Origin of the sequence: Roseobacter insulae (assembly GCF_019375555.1) — a bacterium.
Lineage (GTDB): Bacteria > Pseudomonadota > Alphaproteobacteria > Rhodobacterales > Rhodobacteraceae > Roseobacter > Roseobacter insulae.
This window is the reverse complement of sequence record NZ_JAHXDN010000003.1, coordinates 182,764-205,245: the sequence shown is the minus strand read 5'-3', so window position 1 is coordinate 205,245 and position 22,482 is coordinate 182,764. Positions and strand designations below refer to the sequence as shown.

General features: G+C 61.2%; 22 protein-coding genes and 1 pseudogene. 12 read left to right on the top strand and 11 right to left on the bottom strand.

Features of this window, described 5'->3' with window-relative positions:
- Positions 1 to 14: 14 nt before the first annotated feature.
- From KX928_RS12420 to KX928_RS12410, 3 genes are all read right to left on the bottom strand, one after another.
- Positions 15 to 500, bottom strand: a complete 486-nt coding sequence (locus tag KX928_RS12420) for a (2Fe-2S)-binding protein (protein WP_219502727.1) — start codon at positions 498 to 500, stop codon at positions 15 to 17.
- Positions 501 to 615: 115 nt separating this feature from the next.
- Positions 616 to 1,620 (bottom strand): molybdopterin-binding protein, encoded by a 1,005-nt coding sequence (locus KX928_RS12415; protein ID WP_219502725.1) that lies wholly within the window; start codon positions 1,618 to 1,620, stop codon positions 616 to 618.
- Entirely contained in the window at positions 1,617 to 2,585 is a 969-nt protein-coding gene (locus KX928_RS12410) for an XdhC family protein (protein ID WP_219502707.1), read from the bottom strand. Before KX928_RS12410 ends, KX928_RS12415 begins: the two co-directional genes overlap by 4 nt.
- A gap of 164 nt (positions 2,586 to 2,749) precedes the next feature.
- Between KX928_RS12410 and KX928_RS12405 the strand changes: the two genes are divergently transcribed.
- Complete coding sequence (locus KX928_RS12405) at positions 2,750 to 2,986, top strand: BolA/IbaG family iron-sulfur metabolism protein (protein ID WP_219502704.1); 237 nt, start codon at positions 2,750 to 2,752, stop codon at positions 2,984 to 2,986.
- A 61-nt stretch (positions 2,987 to 3,047) separates the two neighbouring features.
- Positions 3,048 to 3,410 (top strand): Grx4 family monothiol glutaredoxin, encoded by a 363-nt coding sequence (grxD, locus tag KX928_RS12400; protein WP_219502701.1) that lies wholly within the window; start codon positions 3,048 to 3,050, stop codon positions 3,408 to 3,410.
- Positions 3,411 to 3,751: 341 nt separating this feature from the next.
- On the opposite strand, the gene KX928_RS12395 is transcribed toward grxD, so the two are convergent.
- Together KX928_RS12395 and KX928_RS12390 are read right to left on the bottom strand one after the other, a co-directional pair.
- The gene (locus KX928_RS12395; RefSeq protein ID WP_219502698.1) at positions 3,752 to 4,144 is read right to left on the bottom strand and encodes a cell division protein ZapA; all 393 of its coding nucleotides are present in this window, start codon (positions 4,142 to 4,144) and stop codon (positions 3,752 to 3,754) included.
- Positions 4,144 to 4,629 (bottom strand): coiled-coil domain-containing protein, encoded by a 486-nt coding sequence (locus tag KX928_RS12390; protein WP_219502694.1) that lies wholly within the window; start codon positions 4,627 to 4,629, stop codon positions 4,144 to 4,146. Before KX928_RS12390 ends, KX928_RS12395 begins: the two co-directional genes overlap by 1 nt.
- A gap of 279 nt (positions 4,630 to 4,908) precedes the next feature.
- Between KX928_RS12390 and tkt the strand changes: the two genes are divergently transcribed.
- Together tkt and KX928_RS12380 are read left to right on the top strand one after the other, a co-directional pair.
- Complete coding sequence (tkt, locus tag KX928_RS12385) at positions 4,909 to 6,927, top strand: transketolase (RefSeq protein ID WP_219502691.1); 2,019 nt, start codon at positions 4,909 to 4,911, stop codon at positions 6,925 to 6,927.
- A 295-nt stretch (positions 6,928 to 7,222) separates the two neighbouring features.
- Positions 7,223 to 7,387 (top strand): hypothetical protein, encoded by a 165-nt coding sequence (locus KX928_RS12380; protein ID WP_219502688.1) that lies wholly within the window; start codon positions 7,223 to 7,225, stop codon positions 7,385 to 7,387.
- A gap of 50 nt (positions 7,388 to 7,437) precedes the next feature.
- Here the strand turns inward: KX928_RS12380 and KX928_RS12375 are convergent, their stop codons facing one another.
- On the bottom strand, positions 7,438 to 8,415 hold the full coding sequence (locus KX928_RS12375) for a DUF808 domain-containing protein (RefSeq protein WP_219502685.1): 978 nt from the start codon (positions 8,413 to 8,415) through the stop codon (positions 7,438 to 7,440).
- A 215-nt stretch (positions 8,416 to 8,630) separates the two neighbouring features.
- On the opposite strand from KX928_RS12375, the gene gap (KX928_RS12370) reads away from it, so the two are divergent.
- From gap (KX928_RS12370) to gap (KX928_RS12360), 3 genes are all read left to right on the top strand, one after another.
- The gene (gene gap / locus KX928_RS12370; RefSeq protein ID WP_219502682.1) at positions 8,631 to 9,632 is read left to right on the top strand and encodes a type I glyceraldehyde-3-phosphate dehydrogenase; all 1,002 of its coding nucleotides are present in this window, start codon (positions 8,631 to 8,633) and stop codon (positions 9,630 to 9,632) included.
- 101 nt (positions 9,633 to 9,733) lie between these two features.
- Positions 9,734 to 9,877 (top strand): hypothetical protein, encoded by a 144-nt coding sequence (locus KX928_RS12365; RefSeq protein WP_219502678.1) that lies wholly within the window; start codon positions 9,734 to 9,736, stop codon positions 9,875 to 9,877.
- 43 nt (positions 9,878 to 9,920) lie between these two features.
- Positions 9,921 to 10,922: a type I glyceraldehyde-3-phosphate dehydrogenase gene (gene gap, locus KX928_RS12360; RefSeq protein WP_219502675.1), complete on the top strand. Its 1,002-nt coding sequence runs from the start codon at positions 9,921 to 9,923 to the stop codon at positions 10,920 to 10,922.
- 3 nt (positions 10,923 to 10,925) lie between these two features.
- Here the strand turns inward: gap (KX928_RS12360) and coaD are convergent, their stop codons facing one another.
- The 3 genes from coaD to KX928_RS12345 form a co-directional block, all read right to left on the bottom strand.
- The gene (gene coaD / locus KX928_RS12355) at positions 10,926 to 11,423 is read right to left on the bottom strand and encodes a pantetheine-phosphate adenylyltransferase (protein WP_219502672.1); all 498 of its coding nucleotides are present in this window, start codon (positions 11,421 to 11,423) and stop codon (positions 10,926 to 10,928) included.
- 99 nt (positions 11,424 to 11,522) lie between these two features.
- Positions 11,523 to 11,957 (bottom strand): CBS domain-containing protein, encoded by a 435-nt coding sequence (locus tag KX928_RS12350; RefSeq protein ID WP_219502669.1) that lies wholly within the window; start codon positions 11,955 to 11,957, stop codon positions 11,523 to 11,525.
- A gap of 60 nt (positions 11,958 to 12,017) precedes the next feature.
- Positions 12,018 to 12,914, bottom strand: a complete 897-nt coding sequence (locus KX928_RS12345; RefSeq protein ID WP_219502667.1) for a LysR family transcriptional regulator — start codon at positions 12,912 to 12,914, stop codon at positions 12,018 to 12,020.
- A 187-nt stretch (positions 12,915 to 13,101) separates the two neighbouring features.
- On the opposite strand from KX928_RS12345, the gene KX928_RS12340 reads away from it, so the two are divergent.
- Positions 13,102 to 14,601 carry a CoA-acylating methylmalonate-semialdehyde dehydrogenase gene (locus KX928_RS12340; RefSeq protein ID WP_219502664.1) on the top strand — a complete coding sequence of 500 codons (1,500 nt, stop codon included), beginning with the start codon at positions 13,102 to 13,104 and terminating at the stop codon, positions 14,599 to 14,601.
- An 87-nt stretch (positions 14,602 to 14,688) separates the two neighbouring features.
- Here the strand turns inward: KX928_RS12340 and KX928_RS24035 are convergent, their stop codons facing one another.
- Positions 14,689 to 15,396, bottom strand: coding sequence for a VPLPA-CTERM sorting domain-containing protein (locus tag KX928_RS24035; RefSeq protein ID WP_257883739.1), 708 nt, complete (start codon positions 15,394 to 15,396; stop codon positions 14,689 to 14,691).
- Positions 15,397 to 15,783: 387 nt separating this feature from the next.
- Here KX928_RS24035 and KX928_RS24245 point away from each other — a divergent pair.
- The 4 genes and pseudogenes from KX928_RS24245 to KX928_RS12320 form a co-directional block, all read left to right on the top strand.
- Positions 15,784 to 16,797, top strand: a pseudogene (locus KX928_RS24245) (enoyl-CoA hydratase/isomerase family protein); the annotation flags it as partial.
- 27 nt (positions 16,798 to 16,824) lie between these two features.
- Positions 16,825 to 17,709: a 3-hydroxyisobutyrate dehydrogenase gene (gene mmsB / locus KX928_RS24240; protein WP_308342334.1), complete on the top strand. Its 885-nt coding sequence runs from the start codon at positions 16,825 to 16,827 to the stop codon at positions 17,707 to 17,709.
- Positions 17,710 to 17,775: 66 nt separating this feature from the next.
- Positions 17,776 to 19,131, top strand: coding sequence for an MmgE/PrpD family protein (locus KX928_RS12325; RefSeq protein WP_219502657.1), 1,356 nt, complete (start codon positions 17,776 to 17,778; stop codon positions 19,129 to 19,131).
- Between the two features lie 63 nt (positions 19,132 to 19,194).
- Positions 19,195 to 19,536, top strand: a complete 342-nt coding sequence (locus KX928_RS12320; protein ID WP_219502654.1) for an excinuclease ABC subunit A — start codon at positions 19,195 to 19,197, stop codon at positions 19,534 to 19,536.
- A gap of 9 nt (positions 19,537 to 19,545) precedes the next feature.
- On the opposite strand, the gene uvrA is transcribed toward KX928_RS12320, so the two are convergent.
- Positions 19,546 to 22,407, bottom strand: coding sequence for an excinuclease ABC subunit UvrA (gene uvrA, locus KX928_RS12315; RefSeq protein ID WP_219502651.1), 2,862 nt, complete (start codon positions 22,405 to 22,407; stop codon positions 19,546 to 19,548).
- Between the last annotated feature and the right edge of the window lie 75 nt (positions 22,408 to 22,482).

The following is a 22,482-nucleotide window of genomic DNA, read 5'->3' as shown; positions in this document are numbered from 1 at the left end:
ACCGGTCGCCTGAGTTATTCCGCCGCAATGCTGCTGACGTCCTGGCCGGATGCGGCCATGATCGCCTTGACGATGTTGTGATAGCCCGTGCAACGACAGATGTTGCCTTCGAGATATTCGCGTATCTCGGTCTCTGTCGGCGTTGGATTGTCCTTCAGCAAAGCTGCCGCGCTCATCACCATGCCCGGGGTGCAAAACCCGCACTGCAACCCGTGATGATCCTGAAACGCCTGCTGAATGGTGCTGAGCGAGCCATCCGCGTTGGCCATCGCCTCGATGGTGGTGACCTCCGCCCCGGCAGCCTCGGCGGCCAGCATGGTGCAGGCTTTCACTGCTTCTCCGTTGACATGCACCACGCAGGCCCCGCACTGGCTGGTGTCACAGCCGACATGAGTCCCTGTCAGTTCCAGCGTGTCGCGCAGGAAAGACGACAACAGTGTCCGCCCCTCCACATCCCCGGACGCGGCTTTCCCGTTCACGGTCATTGAGACCTGAGCCATGGTTTCCTCCCTTAAGCATTGTTGTTGCGGCGAGTTAAGCACGCCCCTTCACGGTTGAGAACCCAAAACTTCAGCAACCTGCTGAAGGTGCATCATAATGCGCCGGAAATCGGGATCAGCCTTGGCGTTTCCCGGCCCGGGGCTGCGGCCGCGTGGGAATTTCCTTGAGCAATCCGCCCACCCCCATCGCCGCGATGTCCTCGTCGGTCACGTCGATGCCACAGATCACACGCGCCAGCACCCAATCCGCCCCGTTCAGCGCCGGGGAGCGCGCGCACCCCGGCAGGCCAATGACCGGATGATCCGACAGATCGCCGATGAAAAGCAGGTTGCCCGGGTCCACCGGCATCCCGAAACGGGTAACCCGCCCCCCGGCCATGCGCACCGCAGCTGGCGCCACGTCATCGACATCGGACGTGGCCGATCCGGTCAGGATCATCGTCAGGTCGCTGGGGCTGTCGATCAGCGCGCGTGACAGGGCTGTTTCCTGATGCGGCACGACAAGCGGCGGGTCCAGCGTCAGCCCAAAGGCCGTCACCCTGTCGGCAATGGCCTTTTGCCCCTTGCTGCCTGCGCCGCCCGCGATCTCGGTAATGATCAGCCCCACGGTCTGCACCACCGGCGGGGCCAGCCGGATGGCCGCGCGGGCCAGCGCGCAGGCCTGTTGCAGCGCGATGTCCGGAACCGCGTAAGAGATGATCTTGATCGTGGCCAGCATTCCGCCGTCCGCCATCTGCTGAAAGGGGGGCACTGTTGCGACGGTGATCATCGGATGCACGCGATTGACCGCCTCGATCGCGGCAACATCCAGAACGGCCACCCCGGGGCCGGTTCCAAAGAGGTTGACGCGGCCGGTAAAGGGGTCAGTCAGGCGCACGTGCTGCACATCGGGATCGGGCACCAGGGCTGCGGCCAGCGCGCGGGCCGCCTCGTTTTCAAAGATATCGCCTGCTTCAAGGCGCGCCACCGTCACGGTTTCTATTCCCGCCCCGGCCAGCGCCGCGATGTCATCGGCGTCCAGAACTCGCCCCTTGCGCAACCGGCGACGCCCGCCAAGCGAGACCGAATGCGCCAGCACCGTGCCTTCCGCCGAGCCGATGGCAACAGCGCCGAATTTCACGCGCCGCGCCTCAGCGTCCGGGTCATCTCCGCCAGGATGGCGACCGCAATCTCCGGCGGGCTGGCAGCACCGATATCCAAGCCGACAGGGCCGTTGATGCGCGCAATGTCCGCGCTGTCGAACCCATCCTGCTGCAAGCGGTCCACGCGCTTGGCATGGGTGCGTTTCGAGCCCAGTGCGCCGATGTAAAAGGCCCTTGATTTCAGGGCCACATGCAAGGCCGGATCGTCGAGTTTCGGATCATGGGTCAGCAGCACAACGGCGGTCCGGCTGTCCACGCCGATCTCTTCCAGTGCCTCGTCCGGCCAGTCAGGCACCAGCTTTTCCCCCGGGAACCGCGCCTCGGAGCCAAAAGCCGCGCGGGGATCGACCACGAAGGGATCATAGCCCGCGATCCGGGCCATCGGCACCAGCGCCTGCGCAATATGCACCGCGCCAACGACAACCAGCCTCAGCGGCGGATTGTGAATACCCACAAAGACCGCGCCGTCCTGTTCGAACCCCGACCGGTCCATCGCGAACCTGTCCGCGTAGGTATCAGACACCAGACGCCTTGCCCCGCTGTCGAGGTTGGCTTCGTAGGCCACGGGTTCACGGGCGGCGCGCGCCTCCATCAGGCGGCGCAGCACCTCGACCGGCATTACCGCCCCGATCGGTTCGACCAGAACGCGGATCGTGCCACCGCAGGCCAATCCCACGGCGAAGGCATCGCTGTCACTGACGCCATATTCCAATATGCGCTGTTCACCTTTCTCCAGAGCGTCCGTCGCTTCGAGCACCACCGCGCCCTCCACGCATCCGCCGGAGACGGACCCCTGCATTTCTCCGTCGCCAGAGATCACCAGTTGCGCCCCCACCCGTCGCGGCGCGGACCCCCAGGTTTCAATCACGGTCGCCAGAACCGCGCCACGCCCCGCTTCGTGCCACGCCAGCGCCTGTTCCGGCGCATTTTCGAAAATCTCCATCGTGTCTCTCCTCGTTCCGGACTATTCCCGATGTTGCCGGAAATGTCTGCCCGAAATCTGCTCACAGCGCAGTGCGCCTTCTGCGCAGGACCGCACAAATTGACATCTTGTCCCCGCCTGCCCTGCCCCTTACATCTAGGCCAAGTTCAACATGGAGGCTCCATATGCCAATGCAAGCCCGCGAAATCGAAGACCTGCTGCGCGCCAGCTTCCCGGATGCCGAGATCAAGGTCGAAGGGGACGACGGCGTACATATGGCGGCGCTGGTCATCGACGAAAGCTTTCGCGGCAAGAACCGGGTACAGCAGCAACGCGCTGTTTATGCGGCACTCAAGGGCAAGATGGATGGCTCCAACGGCGCGCTTCACGCGCTCGCCCTGACAACCAAAGCCCCGGACTGAACCGGACCTCTTTCCGCCTGCCGCGGGCAGCGCGATACCCATAATCCCGAAGGGAAACGACATGACCGACACAAACGCACAAATCAAAGACACCATTTCCAGCAACGACGTTGTCCTGTTCATGAAGGGCACCAAGGAAATGCCGCAATGCGGATTCTCCAGCCGCGTGGCCGGGGTGCTGAACTACATGGGCGTGGACTTTTCCGATGTGAACGTGCTGGCCGACGAAGGCATCCGGCAGGGCATCAAGGATTTCTCCGACTGGCCGACGATCCCTCAGCTTTATGTCAAGGGCGAGTTCGTCGGCGGTTGCGACATCATTACCGAGATGACGCTGTCAGGCGAGCTGGATACGCTGCTGGAGGAAAACGGTGTGACATTCGACAAGGATGCCGCTGACAAGATCCGCGAAGCAAACGGCTGACGGGTCTAGGGCGCGGCAACGCCGCCTGCACCTTGCACGAACCGTCGCGTTCGCTTTTTGGCATCCGCAGGGACAGTGGTGAGGCTCGCCGCGTCCCCTTGGACCACCAGACATAAGCCATCTGCCCGGTCGGCTGCGCAATTCATGCCCGAGCGGCGGCTGGGATGACCGCCGGGGTGATGAGCTCTTGCTGCGCCTTCAGCACCACGGCAGCAGGATCGCCCGGCAGCTACCGCGCCGCCATATGTTGGCCACCGATACAATCGCATCGCTGATCATCGTGCCAGCCAAAAGTGGGCTCCGGGCGGACAGCCTGACGACAGGTCTCGCCAGCCGGCGCGTCAGGCCTTGGCTTTCTCTTCCACCGAGACGGCAAGCGCCTCAGCGCGCGCGGCCAGTTCCGCCAGCGTGTCCGTTACCGACTGCGGCACCACGGGCACCTCCACCCGCTCGGGCTGGGACTGGGCCTCGCGCAATCCCGCTAATTCGGCTTCCCGCTCGGTGAGCCGGGCCTGAACTTCGGAAACACGATCCTCGATATTGGCGGTTTTGTCGGCCAGCATCAGACCGGCCATCAGCAACATGCGTGCTTCGGGCATACGCCCCACCTGATCCGAGAGAACCTGCGCTTCGTCATCCAGCATCTTTGCGGCGGTATGCAGGTAGTGTTCTTCTCCGGCCTGACAGGCCACATCGAACTGGCGGCCACCGATGGTGATTGTGACTTCGGGCATCAGGCGGTCTCCTCTGATTGTGCGCCGCTGGCTTCAAGCAGCGGGGTCAGTGCGGCGATGATCTCATCCGCCTCGGCGATTTCCGCCGCCCGCGCGGCCCGCAGGGCTTCCAGTTCCGCCATCATCGCCTTGTTGATCAGATGCGGCTCACCCACCCCTTCGGCATTCGCGGCGCGCAATGCTTCACAGGCCTCGCTGAGCTGGGCGTTTGCCCGCCGAAGGCGCTGCAGATCCGTGTCGAGCTTGCTCATACGCTCCGCCGTCTCCGTCGCCTTTGCTTCGAGAGAGGCCAGCGCCTTTTCCTGCCGCTCCCCCAGAACCCGAACCCGTTCGGTCAGCTGCGCGTTGACGGTTTTCTCTTCGTCCAGCTCCTGCTTGAGCGCCTCGACATCCGCGTTCTCGGCCGCGCCAAGGCCGTCGACGCCCTGCGCCACCCGGTCCATCGCCGCCATTATACGACTGTTTAGTTCCTCGATTTCACTCATGCCCACCTCGTGCGTCCCATTGTCCGGGATCAGCTGCCCAACTGCCTTGGGCGCGAATCGCTGCCCCATTTCATTAAGGTAACTCTAATCGAGCAGCGCAACAAATATACCCTGCTTAGGGATCAAGCGCTTGGCGGACGCTGTTGAAGTCATTGGCAGGTAAAGGCACCTGCCTGCCCTTGATCTTTGCGGGGTGACTGATATTGAGCGCAGCGAGCTTGGCCGTCAGGCTGCACAGCCCTGTTTCGGGCCGCTTAAACCGACAAAGGATACTGCCCCGTGGATCTCAAAGCCCTCGCTGCCGCCAACCCCGATCACTGGTCTAAAGCCACTGCCATCCGCACCCTGACGCTGGACGCGGTGGCGGCCGCGAAGTCGGGACACTCCGGCATGCCGATGGGAATGGCCGACGTGGCTACCGTGCTCTTCGAAAAACACCTGCGGTTCGATCCGACACAACCCCACTGGCCGGACCGCGATCGCTTCATCCTGTCTGCGGGTCATGGCTCCATGCTGCTCTATTCGCTGCTGCACCTGACAGGCTATGCCGACATGACCCTTGAGCAGATCAAGAACTTCCGCCAATGGGGGTCGATCACTGCCGGGCACCCGGAATATGGCCACGCGACGGGCATCGAGACCACCACCGGCCCGCTGGGTCAGGGGATCGCAAACTCGGTCGGCTTCGCCATGGCCGAGGAAATCCAGCGCGCGCAATATGGCAAGAAGGTTGTCGATCACTATACCTATGTGATCGCGGGCGACGGCTGCCTGATGGAGGGCGTGAGCCAGGAGGCGATTACGCTGGCCGGACGGCACCAGCTGAGCAAACTAATCGTCCTTTGGGACAACAACAACATCACCATCGACGGGCCGGTAAGCCTGTCAGACCGTACCGATCAGATCGGGCGGTTCAAATCCGCCGGCTGGGCGGTGCTGGAAGTGAACGGTCACGATCCGGCGGCCATCGACGCTGCGCTGACGCAGGCCAAGAAAGGCAACAAGCCGACCATGATCGCCTGCAAGACCCATATCGCCCTGGGCCATGCGGCGCAGGACACCTCCAAGGGTCACGGCGCCCTGACGGATGCCGATCAGCTGGCGGCGGCCAAGGAAGCTTACGGGTGGAAGACCGGCCCCTTCGAAGTGCCCGCGGATGTCAAAGCCGCATGGGAAGCGATCGGTGCCCGCGGGGCAGAAACCCGCCGCGCCTGGGAAGAGCGTTTCGACACCCTGCCCCGCGCCAAGCGCGAGACCTTCAACCGGGCCTACGCGCTGGACGTGCCCAAGAAGCTGAGCGCCACGATCAAGGCGTTCAAAAAGCAGATGTCCGAAGGTGCCCCCAAACTCGCCACGCGCGCGAGTTCTGAAAAAGTGCTCGAAGTCATCAACCCGGTCGTGCCGGAGACCGTCGGCGGTTCTGCCGACCTTACCGGGTCGAATAACACGAAAACTGGGGATCTGGGCGTTTTTGACGTCGACAGCCGCGCGGGCCGCTACGTTTACTGGGGCATCCGCGAACATGGGATGGCCGCGGCGATGAACGGTATGGCACTGCATGGCGGCATCCGCCCCTACGGCGGCACCTTCATGTGTTTCACCGATTACGCGCGCCCCGCCATGCGCCTCGCCGCGCTGATGAAAATCCCGACCGTTTTCGTTATGACCCATGACAGTATCGGGCTGGGCGAAGATGGCCCGACACACCAGCCGGTCGAACATCTGGCGATCAGCCGTGCGACACCAAACACCCATGTGTTCCGCCCCGCCGATACGATCGAGACCGCAGAAGCCTGGGAATTGGCCCTGACGTCCAGGAAGATCCCCTCCGTGCTGTCCCTCACACGCCAGGGGTTGCCCACGGTACGGACAGAGCACAAAACCAAGAACCTTACCGCGCAGGGGGCCTATGTTCTGGCGGATGCGGAGGGCAAGCGTCAGGCCATCCTGCTGGCCACCGGCTCCGAAGTTGAAATCGCGCTGGCGGCCCGGGACCTGCTGCAGGCAGAGGGGATCGGCACGCGCGTTGTTTCAATGCCCTGTTGGGAGCTTTTCGAAGAGCAGGACGAAAGCTATCGCAAACGCGTTCTGCCCGGCGGCCCGGTGCGTGTCGCGGTTGAGGCGGGCATCCGCTTTGGCTGGGACCGCTGGCTGTTCGGCGAGCGGGGCAAACGTGAAAAAGCCGGCTTCGTCGGCATGCATGATTTTGGTGCCTCCGCGCCCGCTGCCACCCTTTACAAGGAATTCGGGATCACTGCGCAAGCCGTCGCTGACAAGGCCAAATCACTCATCAAGTGAGATATTGATCGTCCCAACCGGACGAAGGCGCGCGAAAAATCGCGTGCGGCTCGGAGGAAAACCGCGCCGCACGTGCAAAATCCGATGATTTGCCGGTAAAGGTCGGCGAATTTCGGTGGATTTTTGCCTAAATCCGACTGCTGACATCTCATCGCTGGCTCGATGCCGCCGATTGACTCATACAAAGCATGTCACGCAGAAAAATCTGACCCAGACAGATTCGCGTGCGGTCGAGCAGTCCGTGGGAGGCATGAAGATGGGAATTGCATATAGCCTGTTGGCCGGATGTATAGGTATGTGCGTCGCTCTAATTACCCTGGCTACCGGCGAAGGCGTTACGCAGGCGCTTGTGAATTACTGGTCTTTTGGCACGGTATCCGTGCTCGCATTGATCGTGATCCATATGGGCGGCTCGAAGCTGATGTCGCTCTGCATGAACTTCGGTGCCAAAACGCACTAGCTGAACCCGCCAGCCGCCATTCCTGCTGAGGCAATGGTCGCGCGGCCCGGTCAGGTCCCCTTGCGCGCGAAGGTCTTTTGCCAAAACGGCGTCACGAATTTTTCCGCGACCGGAATAAGTACCAGCCCCAGCATCAGGCCGAAGACTCCGTCCAGAACCGCCTTGGTTGTCCATTCACCGAATGCAAGCATGGCGGGCGGCAAGGCGTGTCCCACGGCGTAGGCGATGTCGTGGATCGTATGCCCAAGCCATCCGAGCCCCAGCACTTCCAGCCCGTGGATCACGATGCTGCCACCCACCCAGAGCATCGCGGCCGTCCCGATCACCGTCAGCGCCCACATCACACCAGGCATCGCCTTGACGATTCCCCGCCCCAGCGCACGCGTCAGTCCCAGACGTCCCTCTTTCGCCATCGCGAGCCCCACATCATCCGCCTTGACGATCAGCGCGACCGAGCCATAAACGGCAACCGTTATCATGATGGCAACCGCCGCCAGCGTGGCTGCCTCCATCCAGAAGTTGCTCGGCGGGATCGCGGCCAGCGAGATGGTCATGATCTCCGCGGACAGGATGAAATCGGTCTTGATGGCCCCCGCCGCCTTTTCCTCCTCCAGATGGGCCGGGTCGTCATATGATTGCCCGTCAGCCTCCTGCGCCTCATGCCCGTGTCCGCCGTAGCCGAGCGCATGGGCAACCTTCTCCGCGCCTTCAAAACACAGGTAACACCCGCCCAGCATGAGCAGCGGCGTGATGAGCCAGGGGGCGAAATTCGCCAGCAGCAGCCCGACAGGCAGCAGGTAGACCAGCTTGTTGATGAAGGAACCCTTGGCGATGCGCCAGATGATCGGCAACTCGCGGTCGGCTGAAAAACCCTGCACATATTTCGGTGTCACCGCCGCATCGTCGATCACCGCGCCCGCGGCCTTGGCACCGGCCTTGGCCGCCTGACCAATGACATCGTCCACGGAGGCCGCAGCCACCTTGGCGATACTCGCAACATCATCCAACAGGGCCAGCAATCCGCTCATCGTGCGTTCCTTTACCAAACAATCGTCTTTCCCTCAAAGACCTAGAGCGATGCAGTGAGCTTGGCAATGCATGCGCAGAATGCAACTTGGGCGGGCAGGCAACAGACTGTTGCCAAAGTTTAACGCTAACACTCGGAAAACACGTCGCTTTCGGCATTCCGCCACAGCGGGAATGCGGTTATAGAGCGCGCAAATGTTCCGTGTGGAGAGTATTCATGACCATCAAAGTCGGTATCAACGGTTTCGGTCGCATCGGCAGATGCACATTGTCTCATATCGCCACGTCGGGGCGCAATGACATAGATGTCGTCGCGATCAACGCCACCGGGCCGCTGGAAACTGCCGCCCATCTGATCAAATACGACTCCGTGCACGGCCGTTTCCCCGGCAATGTGGTCGTTGGCGCGAACTCTCTGGATCTGGGGCGCGGCCCCATCCGCATGATGTCGACCTATGACATGAACGCATTGGACTGGACCGGCGTTGACGTGGTTCTGGAGTGCACAGGCAAATTCAACGATGGCGACAAGGCGCGCACCCATATTGAACGTGGTGCCAAGCGCGTTCTGATATCGGCCCCGGCGAAAAAGGTGGACAGGACGATTGTCTATGGCGTGAACCATCGCGACCTGCTGCCCTCTGACGCGGTGATCTCCAACGGGTCCTGCACGACCAACTGTCTCGCCCCGCTGGCCAAGGTGATGGACGAGGCGATCGGCATCGAGCGCGGTATCATGACGACAATCCACTCCTATACCGGGGATCAGCCGACCCTCGACCGCCGCCACGATGATCTCTACCGCGCCCGCGCGGCCGCGATGGCCATCATTCCGACGTCAACCGGGGCGGCGAAGGCGCTTGGCGAGGTCTTGCCCAAGCTTGCCGGGAAACTCGACGGAACCGCGATGCGCGTGCCGACACCCAACGTGTCCGCCGTGGACCTGACGTTCGAAGCGCCGCGCGATGTTACGGTCGAAGAGGTGAACGCCGCGCTGGAAGCCGCCGCCATGGGCCCGATGTCCCGGGTCATGGGCTATGATGCCGAAGCCAAGGTTTCCATCGACTTCAACCACACCGAACAAAGCTGCATCGTCGCGCCGGAACAGACCAAGGTCGTGGCAGGCCGCACCGTGCGGGTGCTGGCATGGTATGACAATGAATGGGCGTTCTCTGCGCGGATGGCCGATGTCGCCGTCAGCATGGGTCACCTTGGCTGAGCAACGGGGTGCTTGCGGGCGCCCGGACAGACTGGCATACCCTGCCCCACGTTTGTGCCCGCGCATGCAAGCGGCACCGCGCCAGCAGGGAAAGGCATTGTATGACCAACGGCATCGCACTTGTGCTCGGGCTGATCATTGTCGCGCTCGTGGCCGTGGACATCATGATCTACGGCACGGAACATGTTGTCTTTCTGGGGAAAAAGCTGTTTGAACTGATCGAGTGGCTCGCCTTCTGGCGATAATGCCCGAGTGATCGCGCCGCGCGCACCACGGAAAGTACACAAGATGACAGTCAGATTGGCCATTAATGGGTTCGGTCGTATAGGGCGCACGGTTCTGCGCGCGCTTCTTGCGTCCGGGCAGACCGATATGCAGGTGGTTGCACTCAACGATCCCGCCCCTGCCGACACATTGGCGCATCTCCTTGAATTCGACAGCCTGCACGGGCGGCTTCCGTTGCCGGTAAAGCTGGACGGTGCAAACCTGATGCTTGGCAACGCAGCTCTCCGCATCACTGCGCATGAGGACCCCGCTGACCTGCAGTGGGCAGATGTCGATATCGCGCTGGAATGCAGTGGCAAGTTCCTTGCACCGGCTGCATCGCGCCGCCATCTGGAGAATGGCACAAGGCGCGTTCTGCTCTCGGCCCCGGCCAAGGGGGCGGGCAAGACGATCGTCTTTGGTGTGAATGACGCGCGGATCACAGCGGAGGACGTGATTTTATCCAACGGGTCCTGCACGACGAACTGTCTGGTGCCGGTCGCGCATGTGTTGCACGAGGCGCTGCAGATCAAACGGGGGATGATGACCACCGTGCACAGCTATACCAGCACGCAACCTACCCACGATTCGCCGCATGCCGATCTCTACCGCGCCCGGGCGGCGGCCCTCTCGATGATCCCGACATCCACGGGCGCCGCCAGCACCCTGGGTCAGGTCATTCCCGCGCTTGAGGGGCGCATCACCGGTCAGGCTATCCGTGTGCCCGCGCCCAATGTTTCCTGCATCGACCTGACGGTGGAGGTTGCGCGCAGCGTGTCGGTCGATGCGGTCAACGCCATCTTCCGCGAGGCCTCTGCTACCGCGTTCAAAGACATCATCGCCACCACGGACCGCAAGCTCGTTTCATCCGACTTCCGGCAGGATCCGCACAGCGCCATCCTTGCAGTGGATCAGACCCGGGTTCAGGACGGCAACCTTGTGCGCATCCTGGCATGGTATGACAACGAATGGGGGTTTTCGAACCGCATGCTGGACACCGCAAGACGCATGGGGCGCCTGCTCTGACGCTCAGCGGTTACCCATGCGCTGCACCAGTTCCGCGTTAACGCGCGGCGTCACGAATTTGCTGACATCCCCGCCAAGCCGGGCGATTTCCTTCACGAGTTTGCTCGCGATGGCCTGATGCTGGGCTTCGGCCATCAGAAAGACGGTTTCGATCCCGTCGTCCAGTTGCCGGTTCATGCCCACCATCTGGTATTCATACTCGAAATCCGCGACCGCGCGCAGACCCCGCACGATGATCTGCGCCCCGACGTCGCGGGCGCAATCGATCAGCAGGTTCTCGAACGGATGCACAAGGATTTCGATCCCGGTCTGAGCGGCCAGTTCCACGCATTCTGCCTCGATCAGCGCAACGCGTTCTTCCAGAGGGAACAGCGGCCCCTTGTCGCGATTGATCGCAACCCCGATGACCAGCCGGTCCAGCAGAACCGCTGCCCGGCGAATAATGTCAATGTGGCCCAGTGTGATCGGGTCGAAGGTACCGGGATAGAGGCCAACGCGCATGTGGGCTCTCCTGTCGTGGATGTTCGGGCAACCCGACCATTTAAGGCCCGGAATTGCAAGCAGTTATCCTGTCTGTGCAAGGATCGGAAAACGGCCGTATCAGTGGCCCATGATCATCCCTTCGAGGGCATCTTTCTCCATCGCCAGTTCCATCAGCTTGGCCTTGACCACATCGCCAAGCGAAATCACGCCAATCAGCGAGTCGCCATCCAGCACCGGCATGTGGCGAAACCGTCCATCGGTCATTTTCTGCAGCACCGAATCCGCTGCGTCCTGCGGCCCGCAGGTGACCAGCTTCGTCGTCATCAGCGTGTCAACCGGATTGGTCAGGCAGCCTGCACCGCGCACACCGATATCCCGCACGATGTCCCGTTCCGACAAAATTCCATCTGCAGATTTGCCGTCACGCGACACCACAACGGTACCAATCCGCTTTTCGGACAAAATCTTGGCTGCTTCTGCGACCGACAGGGTTGGGGAAACCGTTACAACATCTTGCAAAGCTTTGGTTTTTAGAATCTGGGACACCAACATGTCGGACCTCCTTGGAACGTGTTGAAACCTGTCTCAGCGTCACCGCAAAGCCATTTCAAGTCAAGCCAGCGCTTCAAGTCTTGCAACTTCTGCGCGCAGACCTGTGCTCAGCGCCTCTGCAAACCGGCTGAGACGGGTGTTGCGTTGATCATCGGCGTGACGGATCAGGTAGAAAGCCCGGGTCAGACTGATCTGATCCGTCAGAATACGCCGCACGCCGCGCATCGCGGGAACGGAGAAATCATGCGCGATTCCGATGCCGCCGCCCTGGCGAATCCAGTTGATCTGAACCGAAACCGAATTAGACGCCAGCGACACGCGGGAAATCCCAAGATCGCTCAGATAGTCCAACTCCCGGTCGAAAATCATGTCTGGGATGTAGCCGACAATCCGGTGCTGGCGCAGGTCAGCCGTGCTGATAATTGCCGGATGTGCCGCGAGATAGGTGTCGGAGGCCGCGAGATGAAGGTGGTAGTCGGTGATTTTCTGCACCACCAGCCGACCCGCCGTGGGCGCGCTGACAGCAATCGCCATGTCCGCTTCGCGCCGCGACAGATTAAAAACCCGCGGCAGCGCCACGATCTGGATATCGAGATCAGGATTGTCATCGGAAATCGCCGCACAGACCTGGGGCAGCAGGTAATTGGCACTGCCATCCGGGGCACCGATACGGATCTGCCCGCTCAGTTGATCGGTCTGCGCCGGTAAATCCGCAACCACTCCGCGCATGGCCCGCTCTGCCGTTTCCGCACGCGCCAACAGGGATACGCCCGCCTCCGTCAGCGCGTAGCCCTGTGGCGATTTGGCGAACAGATTGGCCTGCAACGTGGCCTCCAGCCGCTGCATGCGACGCCCCAGAGTGGCCGGGTCAAGCCGCAGGATTTTGCCCGCGCCCGACAGGCTCTCTTCGCGGGCGACTGCCAGAAACAGGCGCAGGTCATCCCAGTTCGTTTGCACTGGCTCATTCTCCCTTGCCCGCAAGCACCCATTTTGCAAAATTGCAAAACAACTTTGCCACCTTGCCCCTTTCCCGTCGGTTTTTGCAAGACTATGCTGCCGGTCAACCGCAGCCGGGCCCGAGGCTCTGTCTGCGTGGATCACATAGCGACACGACCGTGCGTCGCTCATCACCCCGGAGGATCAGATGCAAGAACTCACCCATTACCTCAACGGACAGCATGTCAAAGGCACATCGGGCCGGTTTGCGGATGTCATGAACCCGGCCACCGGCGAGGTGCAGGCAAAATGCCCGCTGGCCTCCACGGCCGAGGTCGATCAGGCCGTCGCCTATGCCGCCGAGGCACAGCGCGGCTGGGCTGCGGTCAATCCGCAGCGTCGCGCCCGGGTGCTGATGAAGTTCGTCGACCTTCTGAACCGCGACATGGAGAAGCTGGCCGAAGCGCTGAGCCGCGAACACGGCAAGACCCTGCCCGACGCCGCCGGTGACGTGCAGCGCGGGTTGGAGGTTGTAGAATACTGTATCGGCGCGCCGCAGCTGCTGAAGGGTGAGTATACCGACAGCGCCGGTCCCGGCATCGACATGTATTCGATGCGGCAGGCGTTGGGTGTCACGGCGGGCATCACGCCCTTCAACTTCCCCGCAATGATCCCGATGTGGATGTTTGCGCCCGCCATCGCCTGCGGCAACGCCTTCATCCTCAAACCCTCCGAACGCGACCCTTCGGTGCCCCTGATGCTGGCCGAACTGATGGAAGAAGCCGGTCTGCCGAAAGGCGTTCTGCAGGTTGTGAACGGGGATAAGGAAGCCGTGGACGCCATCCTGCACAACGACGTGATCCAGTCGATCGGCTTCGTCGGCTCCACACCGATTGCCGAATACATCTATTCAACCGGCTGCGCGAACGGCAAGCGGGTGCAATGCTTTGGCGGCGCCAAGAACCATATGATCGTCATGCCGGATGCGGATATGGATCAGGCGGCAGACGCGCTTGTCGGCGCCGGATACGGTGCTGCCGGCGAACGCTGCATGGCAATTTCCGTCGCCGTGCCAGTGGGGGACGACACAGCCGACCGGCTGATTGAAAAGCTGGTGCCCCGCATCGAAAAGCTGAAAGTCGGCCCCTACACCGCAGGCAAGGACGTGGATTACGGCCCCGTGGTAACTGCCGCGGCCAAGGCGAACATCGAACGGCTGGTGCAAACCGGCATCGATCAGGGTGCGAAGCTTGTGGTGGACGGTCGTGATTTCAACCTTCAGGGCTACGAAGATGGGTTCTTTGTCGGGCCACATCTTTTTGACAATGTCACCAAGGATATGGACATCTACAAGCACGAGATTTTTGGCCCCGTGCTGTCCACCGTGCGCGCGCAATCCTACGAGGAAGCGCTTGGTCTCGCGATGGACCATGAATACGGCAACGGCACCGCGATCTTCACCCGCGACGGCGATGCTGCGCGCGACTTTGCCAACCGCGTCAACGTGGGCATGATCGGTGTGAACGTGCCGATCCCGGTGCCGCTGGCCTACCACACCTTCGGCGGCTGGAAGAAATCCGTCTTTGGCGACCTGAACCAGCACGGGCCGGATGCCTTCAAGTTCTACACACGCACGAAGACGGTCACATCGCGCTGGCCATCGGGCATCAAGGAAGGCGGCGAATTCTCCATTCCCGTGATGGAGTGACCGGATGCCCATCGGCGCACTCTGACCAAGGCATAAAAAAAGCGGCTCCGGGTGGAGCCGCTTTTTCTACTTTTGCTGTCTGAAGGCTCAGGCTGCTTTCTTGCGACGGCTCAGGCCGGCCAGACCGCCGACACCCGCCAGAAGCATCCATGCCGCCGCCGGCAGTGGAACAACTTCCACATGCGCGTAGACTTTCAGGGAACTCCATGTGTCTTCTGCGTTTTCCCAGTTGTTGCCGGTCAACGTCCCGCCCCAGGCCTTATAGGAGAAGCCTGTCAGCTTGATACCTTTGCCCAGCGACACCGGAAGATCCAGATTGTAGTCGTCGAAAGACCACCCCAGAATGGAGTCGGCAGACGGATCGCCCGAGTTTGCGGTCGACGTGATGTCGAACCCGACCCAGTCGTAGGCCGTTGGCAAATCCTTAGGGGTATCAAGGTTGAAACGCAGCACCGCTTTCGCGGTGAACTCCGGATCATACCGCGTCGAAGACGCGTTCCACCAGTCGAAGCGGCCAACTTTGATCTTGTTCTTCCCCTTGTTCAGGTGCTGATCAAAGCTGTAGTCGCGGATTTTCAGGTAGCTTGTGTCACCTGTAAACCAGTCGGTATCTTCCCAGAATGGCGTCCAGCCCCAATGCAGGCTTTTGCCACCGCTGTTGATACCGGTGTAGGTGCCGCTGGCACCGTTTTCCTTGTAAAAGTAGCCGGATGTGCTGCCGGAGAAGGTCGCGGCGGATGCCACCCCTGCACTCAGCGCCAAAACGGCCACCGATGAGATCAAATTTCTTTTCATGAGAATCCCTTCAAATCTCTACATTTACACCACCAGAGCCCGCGCTGATTTTTTTTGCCGGGCTCCCTTCACGTACCGAACCGTACCATAGGCAAATTTTCGCCGCAAATTTTTTAATTAGTTTTTCTTTAACCTCTAAAGAATTTTGTATAAAATACATAGTGTTACGCTGATTAACCATTTTTACTTTTTCAGATAGCCCATCCCGATGCCGTAATTTTTACGCCGGACATCAGCGGTTTCTCGCTTAGGTTGCAGCTTCCGCCGGGCGTTTGTCGCCGCCATTCTCTCATACCGCGAACAATGACAATTGAAACACGCCATTTGCGCCCGATTGGACACGTCGATCCGGTTGCTGCCCTCTGACAACTGCCGTATCAGATTCGCATGAAAGACCTCTCCATATCTGTTCGCGGCACGACAGGGCGTATCACCCTGCAACGGCCCGATGCTCTCAACGCAATGACGTATGACATGTGCCTTGCGATCGAAGCGGCGTTTGATGCCTGGCGCACGGACCCTGCCGTGACCCGGATCGTTCTGGACGCGATGGGCGAACGCGCCTTCTGCGCGGGTGGTGACATTGCCGAACTGTACCAGACCGGCCTTCAGGGAAACTATGCATACGGCCAGAAATTCTGGGCGGATGAGTATCGCCTGAATGCGAAAATCTTTGAATATCCCAAGCCCGTCATCTCGTTCCTGCACGGTTTTACCATGGGTGGCGGCGTTGGTATCGGATGCCATGGTTCGCACCGTGTTGTCGGCGAAACCAGCCAAATTGCGATGCCGGAATGCGGGATCGGCCTTGTGCCCGATGTTGGCGGCTCGCTGATCCTCGCCCTCGCGCCGGGTCGGCTGGGTGAATATCTTGGCACCACGGGCACACGGATGACCGCCGCAGATGCCATTCTGGCCGGGTTTGCCGATCTCTTCATCCCTCAGGCGGATTGGCCCTCGCTGATTGCAGCACTGGAGGCCGGTGCGGATACCGATGTTCTGGATCAGGCGGCAAAGCCACCTCCGGCGGGGCACCTTGCTGGCGATCTTGATACGATAAATCAGCATTTCGGCGGGGAAACGCTTGGCGATATCCTGAACTCGCTGCGCCATTCCGGCGGGGAATTCGCTTCTGCAACACTGGACAGAATGGCGCGCAACAGCCCGCTGTCGATGGCCTGCTGTGTTGAACTGCTGCACCGGCTGCGCGGCCCGTCCCTGACCATGGCCAAGGCGCTCGACCTGGAGTACCGCTTTACCTACCGGGCGATGGAGCACGGCGATTTTCTGGAAGGTATACGCGCGGCGATCATTGACAAGGACCGCGCGCCCCGGTGGCAATTCGCCGATCAGGCCGTCCCGTCGGCCAGCGTCAGCAAAATGCTGATGCCACTGGGAAAAGAGGCACTGAAACTGGGAGAGACGCAGATGACAACGCGCAATATCGGCTTTGTGGGCCTGGGTAACATGGGCGCGCCCATGGCCATCAATCTCGCCAAGGCAGGTCACAAGGTCGCAGGCTTTGACACGGCGGATATCACCGCAGAGGGCGTGCACATGGTGGCCTCGGCAGCGGAGGCCGCGCAGGATGCCGACGTGGTGATTTCGATGCTGCCAAACGGTGACATCCTGCGCAAGGTCGCATCCGAGGTTCTGCCCGCAATGCAACCGGGCGCCCTGTTTCTGGATTGCTCGACCGTGGATGTCGAAAGCGCGCGCGCCGTTGCCGAAAAGGCCACCGCGCGTGGCCTGCTCTTCGTGGATGCACCGGTTTCAGGCGGGATCGGCGGTGCGGCGGGCGGAACGCTCACATTCATGGCGGGTGGCACGGCAGAAGGCTTCGAAAAGGCCCGGCCGCTCTTTGACATCATGGGGCAAAAGGCCGTGCATTGCGGTGACGCCGGGGCGGGTCAGGCCGCAAAAATCTGCAACAACATGATTCTTGGCGCCACGATGATCGCCACCTGCGAGGCTTTTGCCCTGGCCGATAAATTGGGTCTCGACCGGCAGAAGATGTTCGATGTCGTCAGCACCTCATCAGGCTATAGCTGGTCAATGAATGCCTACTGCCCTGCCCCCGGCGTTGGCCCTGAAAGCCCGGCTGACAATGATTACCTTCCTGGGTTCGCGGCGGAACTGATGTTGAAGGACCTCGGTCTGTCGCAACAGGCGGCAGAGGCAGTCGATGCCGACACCCCCATGGGTGCGCTGGCGCAGGCGCTGTACGCCCAGTTCGTGCAGCAAGAAGACGGCCGGGGCAAGGATTTCTCGGCCATGCTGCCCCGGTTTGCCGGACGCGGACGGCAGACATAGGTCGCGAACAGGCATTCCCGACGGATTTTGCAGCGTAAGCTTCCGGCAGACCACAGTGAGTATTGCATGCCCCCGGCCTTTCACGACTTCGCTGCCGCGCTGACATATGATGACCTGCCCGAAGCGGTGCTGGCGGTGCTGCGCCGGTCCTTTCTCGACACAATGGGTGTTGCGGCGGCAGCCAGTACCACGCCTATGTCCGACATTGCGCGCAACTGCGCGATGGCGCTTTTTGGAACAGGACAGGCCGGCGGATCACGTATCCTGATGAACGGGGCGACCGTCAGCCCGGCGGGCGCGGCCATGGCCGGGGCATTCACGGTCGACAGTATCGACGCGCATGACGGGTCGTCGCCCTGCAAAGGACATGCAGGGGCTGCGGTTTTCCCCGCCATGCTGGCGCTCTCTGACATCAGGGGAGAGATGAAAGGGTCTGATTTTGCAGTTCTTTTGGCCATCGCCTACGAGGTCAGCTACCGCGCCGGGCTGGCGCAACATGCCACCTGCGCAGAGTATCACACATCCGGTGCCTGGACTGCGGTGGGCGTCGCCACGGCGGCGGCACGGGCGTTGGACTGCACGGCGGACCAGATCCGTCATGCGGCGGGTATTGGCGAGTACCACGGGCCACGCAGTCAGATGATGCGTTGTATCGATCACCCCACAATGCTGCGCGACGGCGTCGGATGGGGAGCGCCTTCGGGGGTGACAGCGGCCTACCTTGCGCAAATGGGATTCACCGGTGCGCCTGCCCTGACCTGTGAACAGGCGCCAGAGTACTGGCATGATCTTGGGAAGGCGTGGCGACTGGTAGAAGACACCCATTACAAGCCCTACCCCTGTTGCCGGTGGGCGCATCCGGCCATGGATGCCGCCGGCGACCTGATGCGAGACCACGGGCTGACTCACCGTCAGATTGCCCGCGTCGACATCAAGACGTTTCACAATGCAACGCGGCTTGCCGGTCACCGCCCCGCGACCGCAGATGAATTTGCCTATGCCATTGCCTTTCCGGTGGCCGCGATGATCGTCCGGGGACAGGTTGGCGCGAGGGAACTGACCCCATCGACACTGCGTGACCCCGAGATCCTCCGCGTGAGCAATGCGACGCAACTGATTGATGACCCGCACTTTACAAGTATGAGTGACGGTAAGAGATGGGCGCAGGTCACGTTGACGCTGACCGATGGCACCGAGATCACGTCGTCGCCACGCACCCCGCGTGGGGATACCGATCTGCCCCTGTCAGATGCCGAGATTTCAGAAAAGTTTCACCTCTTCGCCGACCCTGTTCTGGGCCGTGCGCGTGCGCGGGAAATCGAAACGCTCTGCCGCCATTTCGACAGCCTCGCGGAAAACGATTTCGCGCGGCTTCGCGATCTGTGCCTCACACCGGTCGATCGGCATGTTCCCGCCATCTGATCGATCGGGGGAACCATCTTGCCGACGGGCCCGTTATACAGCCGACTGGACAGGAGACCTCTGATGCGCAGGATGATGATTTTGCCGGCACTGGTGCTTGGCATGACGATGGCGGAGGATGCGCAGGCAGCCCCCAAGAATTGTCCCCCCGGCCTTGCCAAGAAGGCGACGCCCTGCGTGCCGCCGGGACAGGCGAAGAAAGCCTATGGCGACACTGATGGTGGCGCGCCCTATCGTCGGGGCGATATCGTTCTGGGTGACTATGTGATCATCCGTGACCCGGGTCGGTATGGTCTGAACCCAAATGGCACATATTACCGCGTCGATGATTACGTGCTGCGCGTGGACCGTGAAACGCGCGAGGTGCTGGATCTGATCGGCGCCGTTGCCGCCATTCTCGATTAGTCTCCGGCTTTACTCCGCCGCAACCTTGCCGCGCGACTGAAGCAACGGTTTGAGGTATTTGCCCGTATAGCTTTCCGCAACGTTCGCAACATCCTCCGGTGTGCCGGTGGCGACGATACGCCCACCGCCATCGCCCCCTTCGGGACCGATGTCGATGATATGGTCGGCGGTTTTCACGACGTCGAGATTATGTTCAATCACGATCACGGAATTGCCCTGATCCACCAATTCATGCAACACTTCCAAAAGCTTGCGCACGTCTTCGAAATGCAGCCCGGTCGTCGGCTCGTCAAGGATGTAGAGCGTCCGGCCGGTCGAGCGTTTCGACAGTTCCTTTGACAGCTTCACCCGCTGCGCCTCGCCCCCCGAAAGGGTCGTCGCCTGCTGGCCTACCTTGATGTAGCCCAGACCGACCCGCATCAGCGCATCCATCTTTTCCCGGATCGACGGCACCGCCTGAAAAAATGCCTGTGCGTCCTCGACGGTCATGTTCAGCACGTCGGCGATGCTCTTGCCCTTGAACTTGATCTCCAGCGTCTCGCGATTGTAGCGCGCACCCTTGCAGGTTTCGCATTCCACGTAGACGTCCGGCAGGAAGTGCATCTCGATCTTGATCACGCCGTCGCCCTGACAGGCCTCGCAGCGCCCGCCCTTGACATTGAAGCTGAAGCGCCCGGGTTTGTAGCCCCGCGCCTTGGCCTCGGGCAGCCCGGCGAACCAGTCCCGGATCGGCGTGAAGGCACCGGTGTAGGTGGCGGGGTTTGAGCGGGGCGTACGACCGATGGGCCGCTGGTCGATGTCGATGACCTTGTCGAGATGTTCCAGCCCCTTGATCGTCTCACAGGGCGCGGGTGTCTGTCGGGCACCGTTCAGACGCATGGAGGCCGTCTTGAACAGCGTCTCGATGGTCAGGGTAGATTTGCCGCCACCCGATACACCGGTCACGCAGACGAATTTGCCCAGCGGGAAGTCCACCGTGACCCCCTGAAGGTTGTTCCCGGTTGCTTTGACGACCTGAACCTTTTTCTTGTTCCCCGTCCGGCGTGTTGCCGGTATCGGAATTTCCCGCGTGCCTGTCAGGTACTGGCCGGTGATGGAGTTCGGATCGCCTGCGATCACGTCAGGCGTGCCATGGCTGACCACCTGCCCGCCGTGCACACCCGCCCCGGGACCGATGTCGAAAACATAGTCCGCCTCCCGGATCGCTTCTTCGTCATGTTCGACGACGATCACCGTGTTGCCCTGATCGCGCAGGTTCTTGAGCGTGCCGAGAAGCCTGTCGTTGTCGCGCTGGTGCAATCCGATGGAGGGCTCGTCCAACACGTAAAGCACTCCGGTCAACCCGGAACCGATCTGGCTGGCCAGCCGGATGCGCTGGCTTTCGCCACCCGACAGCGTGCCCGAATTACGACTGAGCGTCAGATATTCCAGTCCGACGTTGTTCAGAAACCCGAGCCGCTCGCGGATTTCCTTGAGAATTGCGCGGGCGATCTCGTTTTTCTGATCGGTCAGATGGTCAGGCACTGTCTGGCACCAGTCAAAGGCCTCGCGGATCGACATCTGAACCACCTCACCGACGTGCAGACCGGCGATCTTGACCGCGAGCGCTTCCTCGCGCAGTCGGAAGCCGCCGCAGGTTCCGCAGGAGCGATTGTTCTGGTAGCGCTCGAATTCTTCTCGGATCCAGTTGCTGTCCGTCTCGCGATACCGGCGTTCCATGTTCGGGATCACGCCCTCGAACACGCGGGTGACCTGGTACACACGGCCGCCTTCATCGTAGCGAAAGGCAATCTCTTCCTCGCCGGAGCCATAAAGGAAAACCTGCTGCACCTTCTTGGGCAGGTCTTTCCACTTGTCCGTCTGCTTGAAATCGTAGTGTTTTGCGATCGCTTCAATGGTTTGCAGGAAGTAGGGCGATTTTCCCTTGCGCCAGGGTGCCAGCGCGCCATCGGCGATCTTCAGGTTCTGGTCGGGCACCACGAGACGTTCATCAAAGAACAATTCCACGCCGAGGCCGTCGCATTCCGGGCAGGCCCCGAAGGGCGCGTTGAAAGAGAACAGGCGCGGCTCGATCTCCGGGATCGTGAAGCCGGAAACCGGACAGGCGAATTTTTCGGAGAATGTGGTGCGTTCCGGGTCGCCTTCGGCCGGAGCCGTCTCAAGGATCGCGATGCCGTCGGCAAGATCGAGCGCGGTGCGCAAGGAATCCGCCAGCCGCGTCTCCAACCCCTCGCGGACGACGATCCGGTCGACCACGACGTCGATGTCGTGACGGAATTTCTTGTCGAGCGTCGGCGGCTCATCAAGCTCGTAGAACTCTCCGTCCACCTTGACCCTCTGGAACCCCTGCTTGCGCAGTTCAAGGAACTCCTTGCGGTACTCGCCCTTGCGGTCGCGGATGATCGGCGCGAGCAGATAGGCGCGGGTCCCCTCCTTCATCGCCATGATGCGGTCAACCATGTCCTGCACCTGCTGCGCCTCGATCGGCTTGCCGGTCGCCGGTGAATAGGGCGTGCCGACACGGGCGAAAAGTAGCCGCATGTAGTCGTAGATTTCGGTCACCGTGCCTACCGTCGAACGCGGGTTCTTGGAGGTGGTCTTCTGCTCGATCGAAATGGCCGGGCTGAGACCGGTAATGTGATCCACGTCCGGCTTCTGCATCATGTCGAGGAACTGGCGCGCATAGGCGGAGAGCGATTCGACATAGCGGCGCTGGCCTTCCGCATAGATCGTATCAAAGGCCAGCGAGGATTTGCCGGAGCCCGAAAGCCCAGTGATCACAACCAGTTGGTCGCGCGGAATATCCACGTCGATGCTCTTGAGATTGTGTTCACGCGCGCCGCGCACTTCGATATTCTTCAACTCGGCCATCAAGCACCCCCAATTATCGAGTTAGACATAGGCGTGTTCGGCGGATTCTCCAATGAAAAAATGAGAACAAAAGGT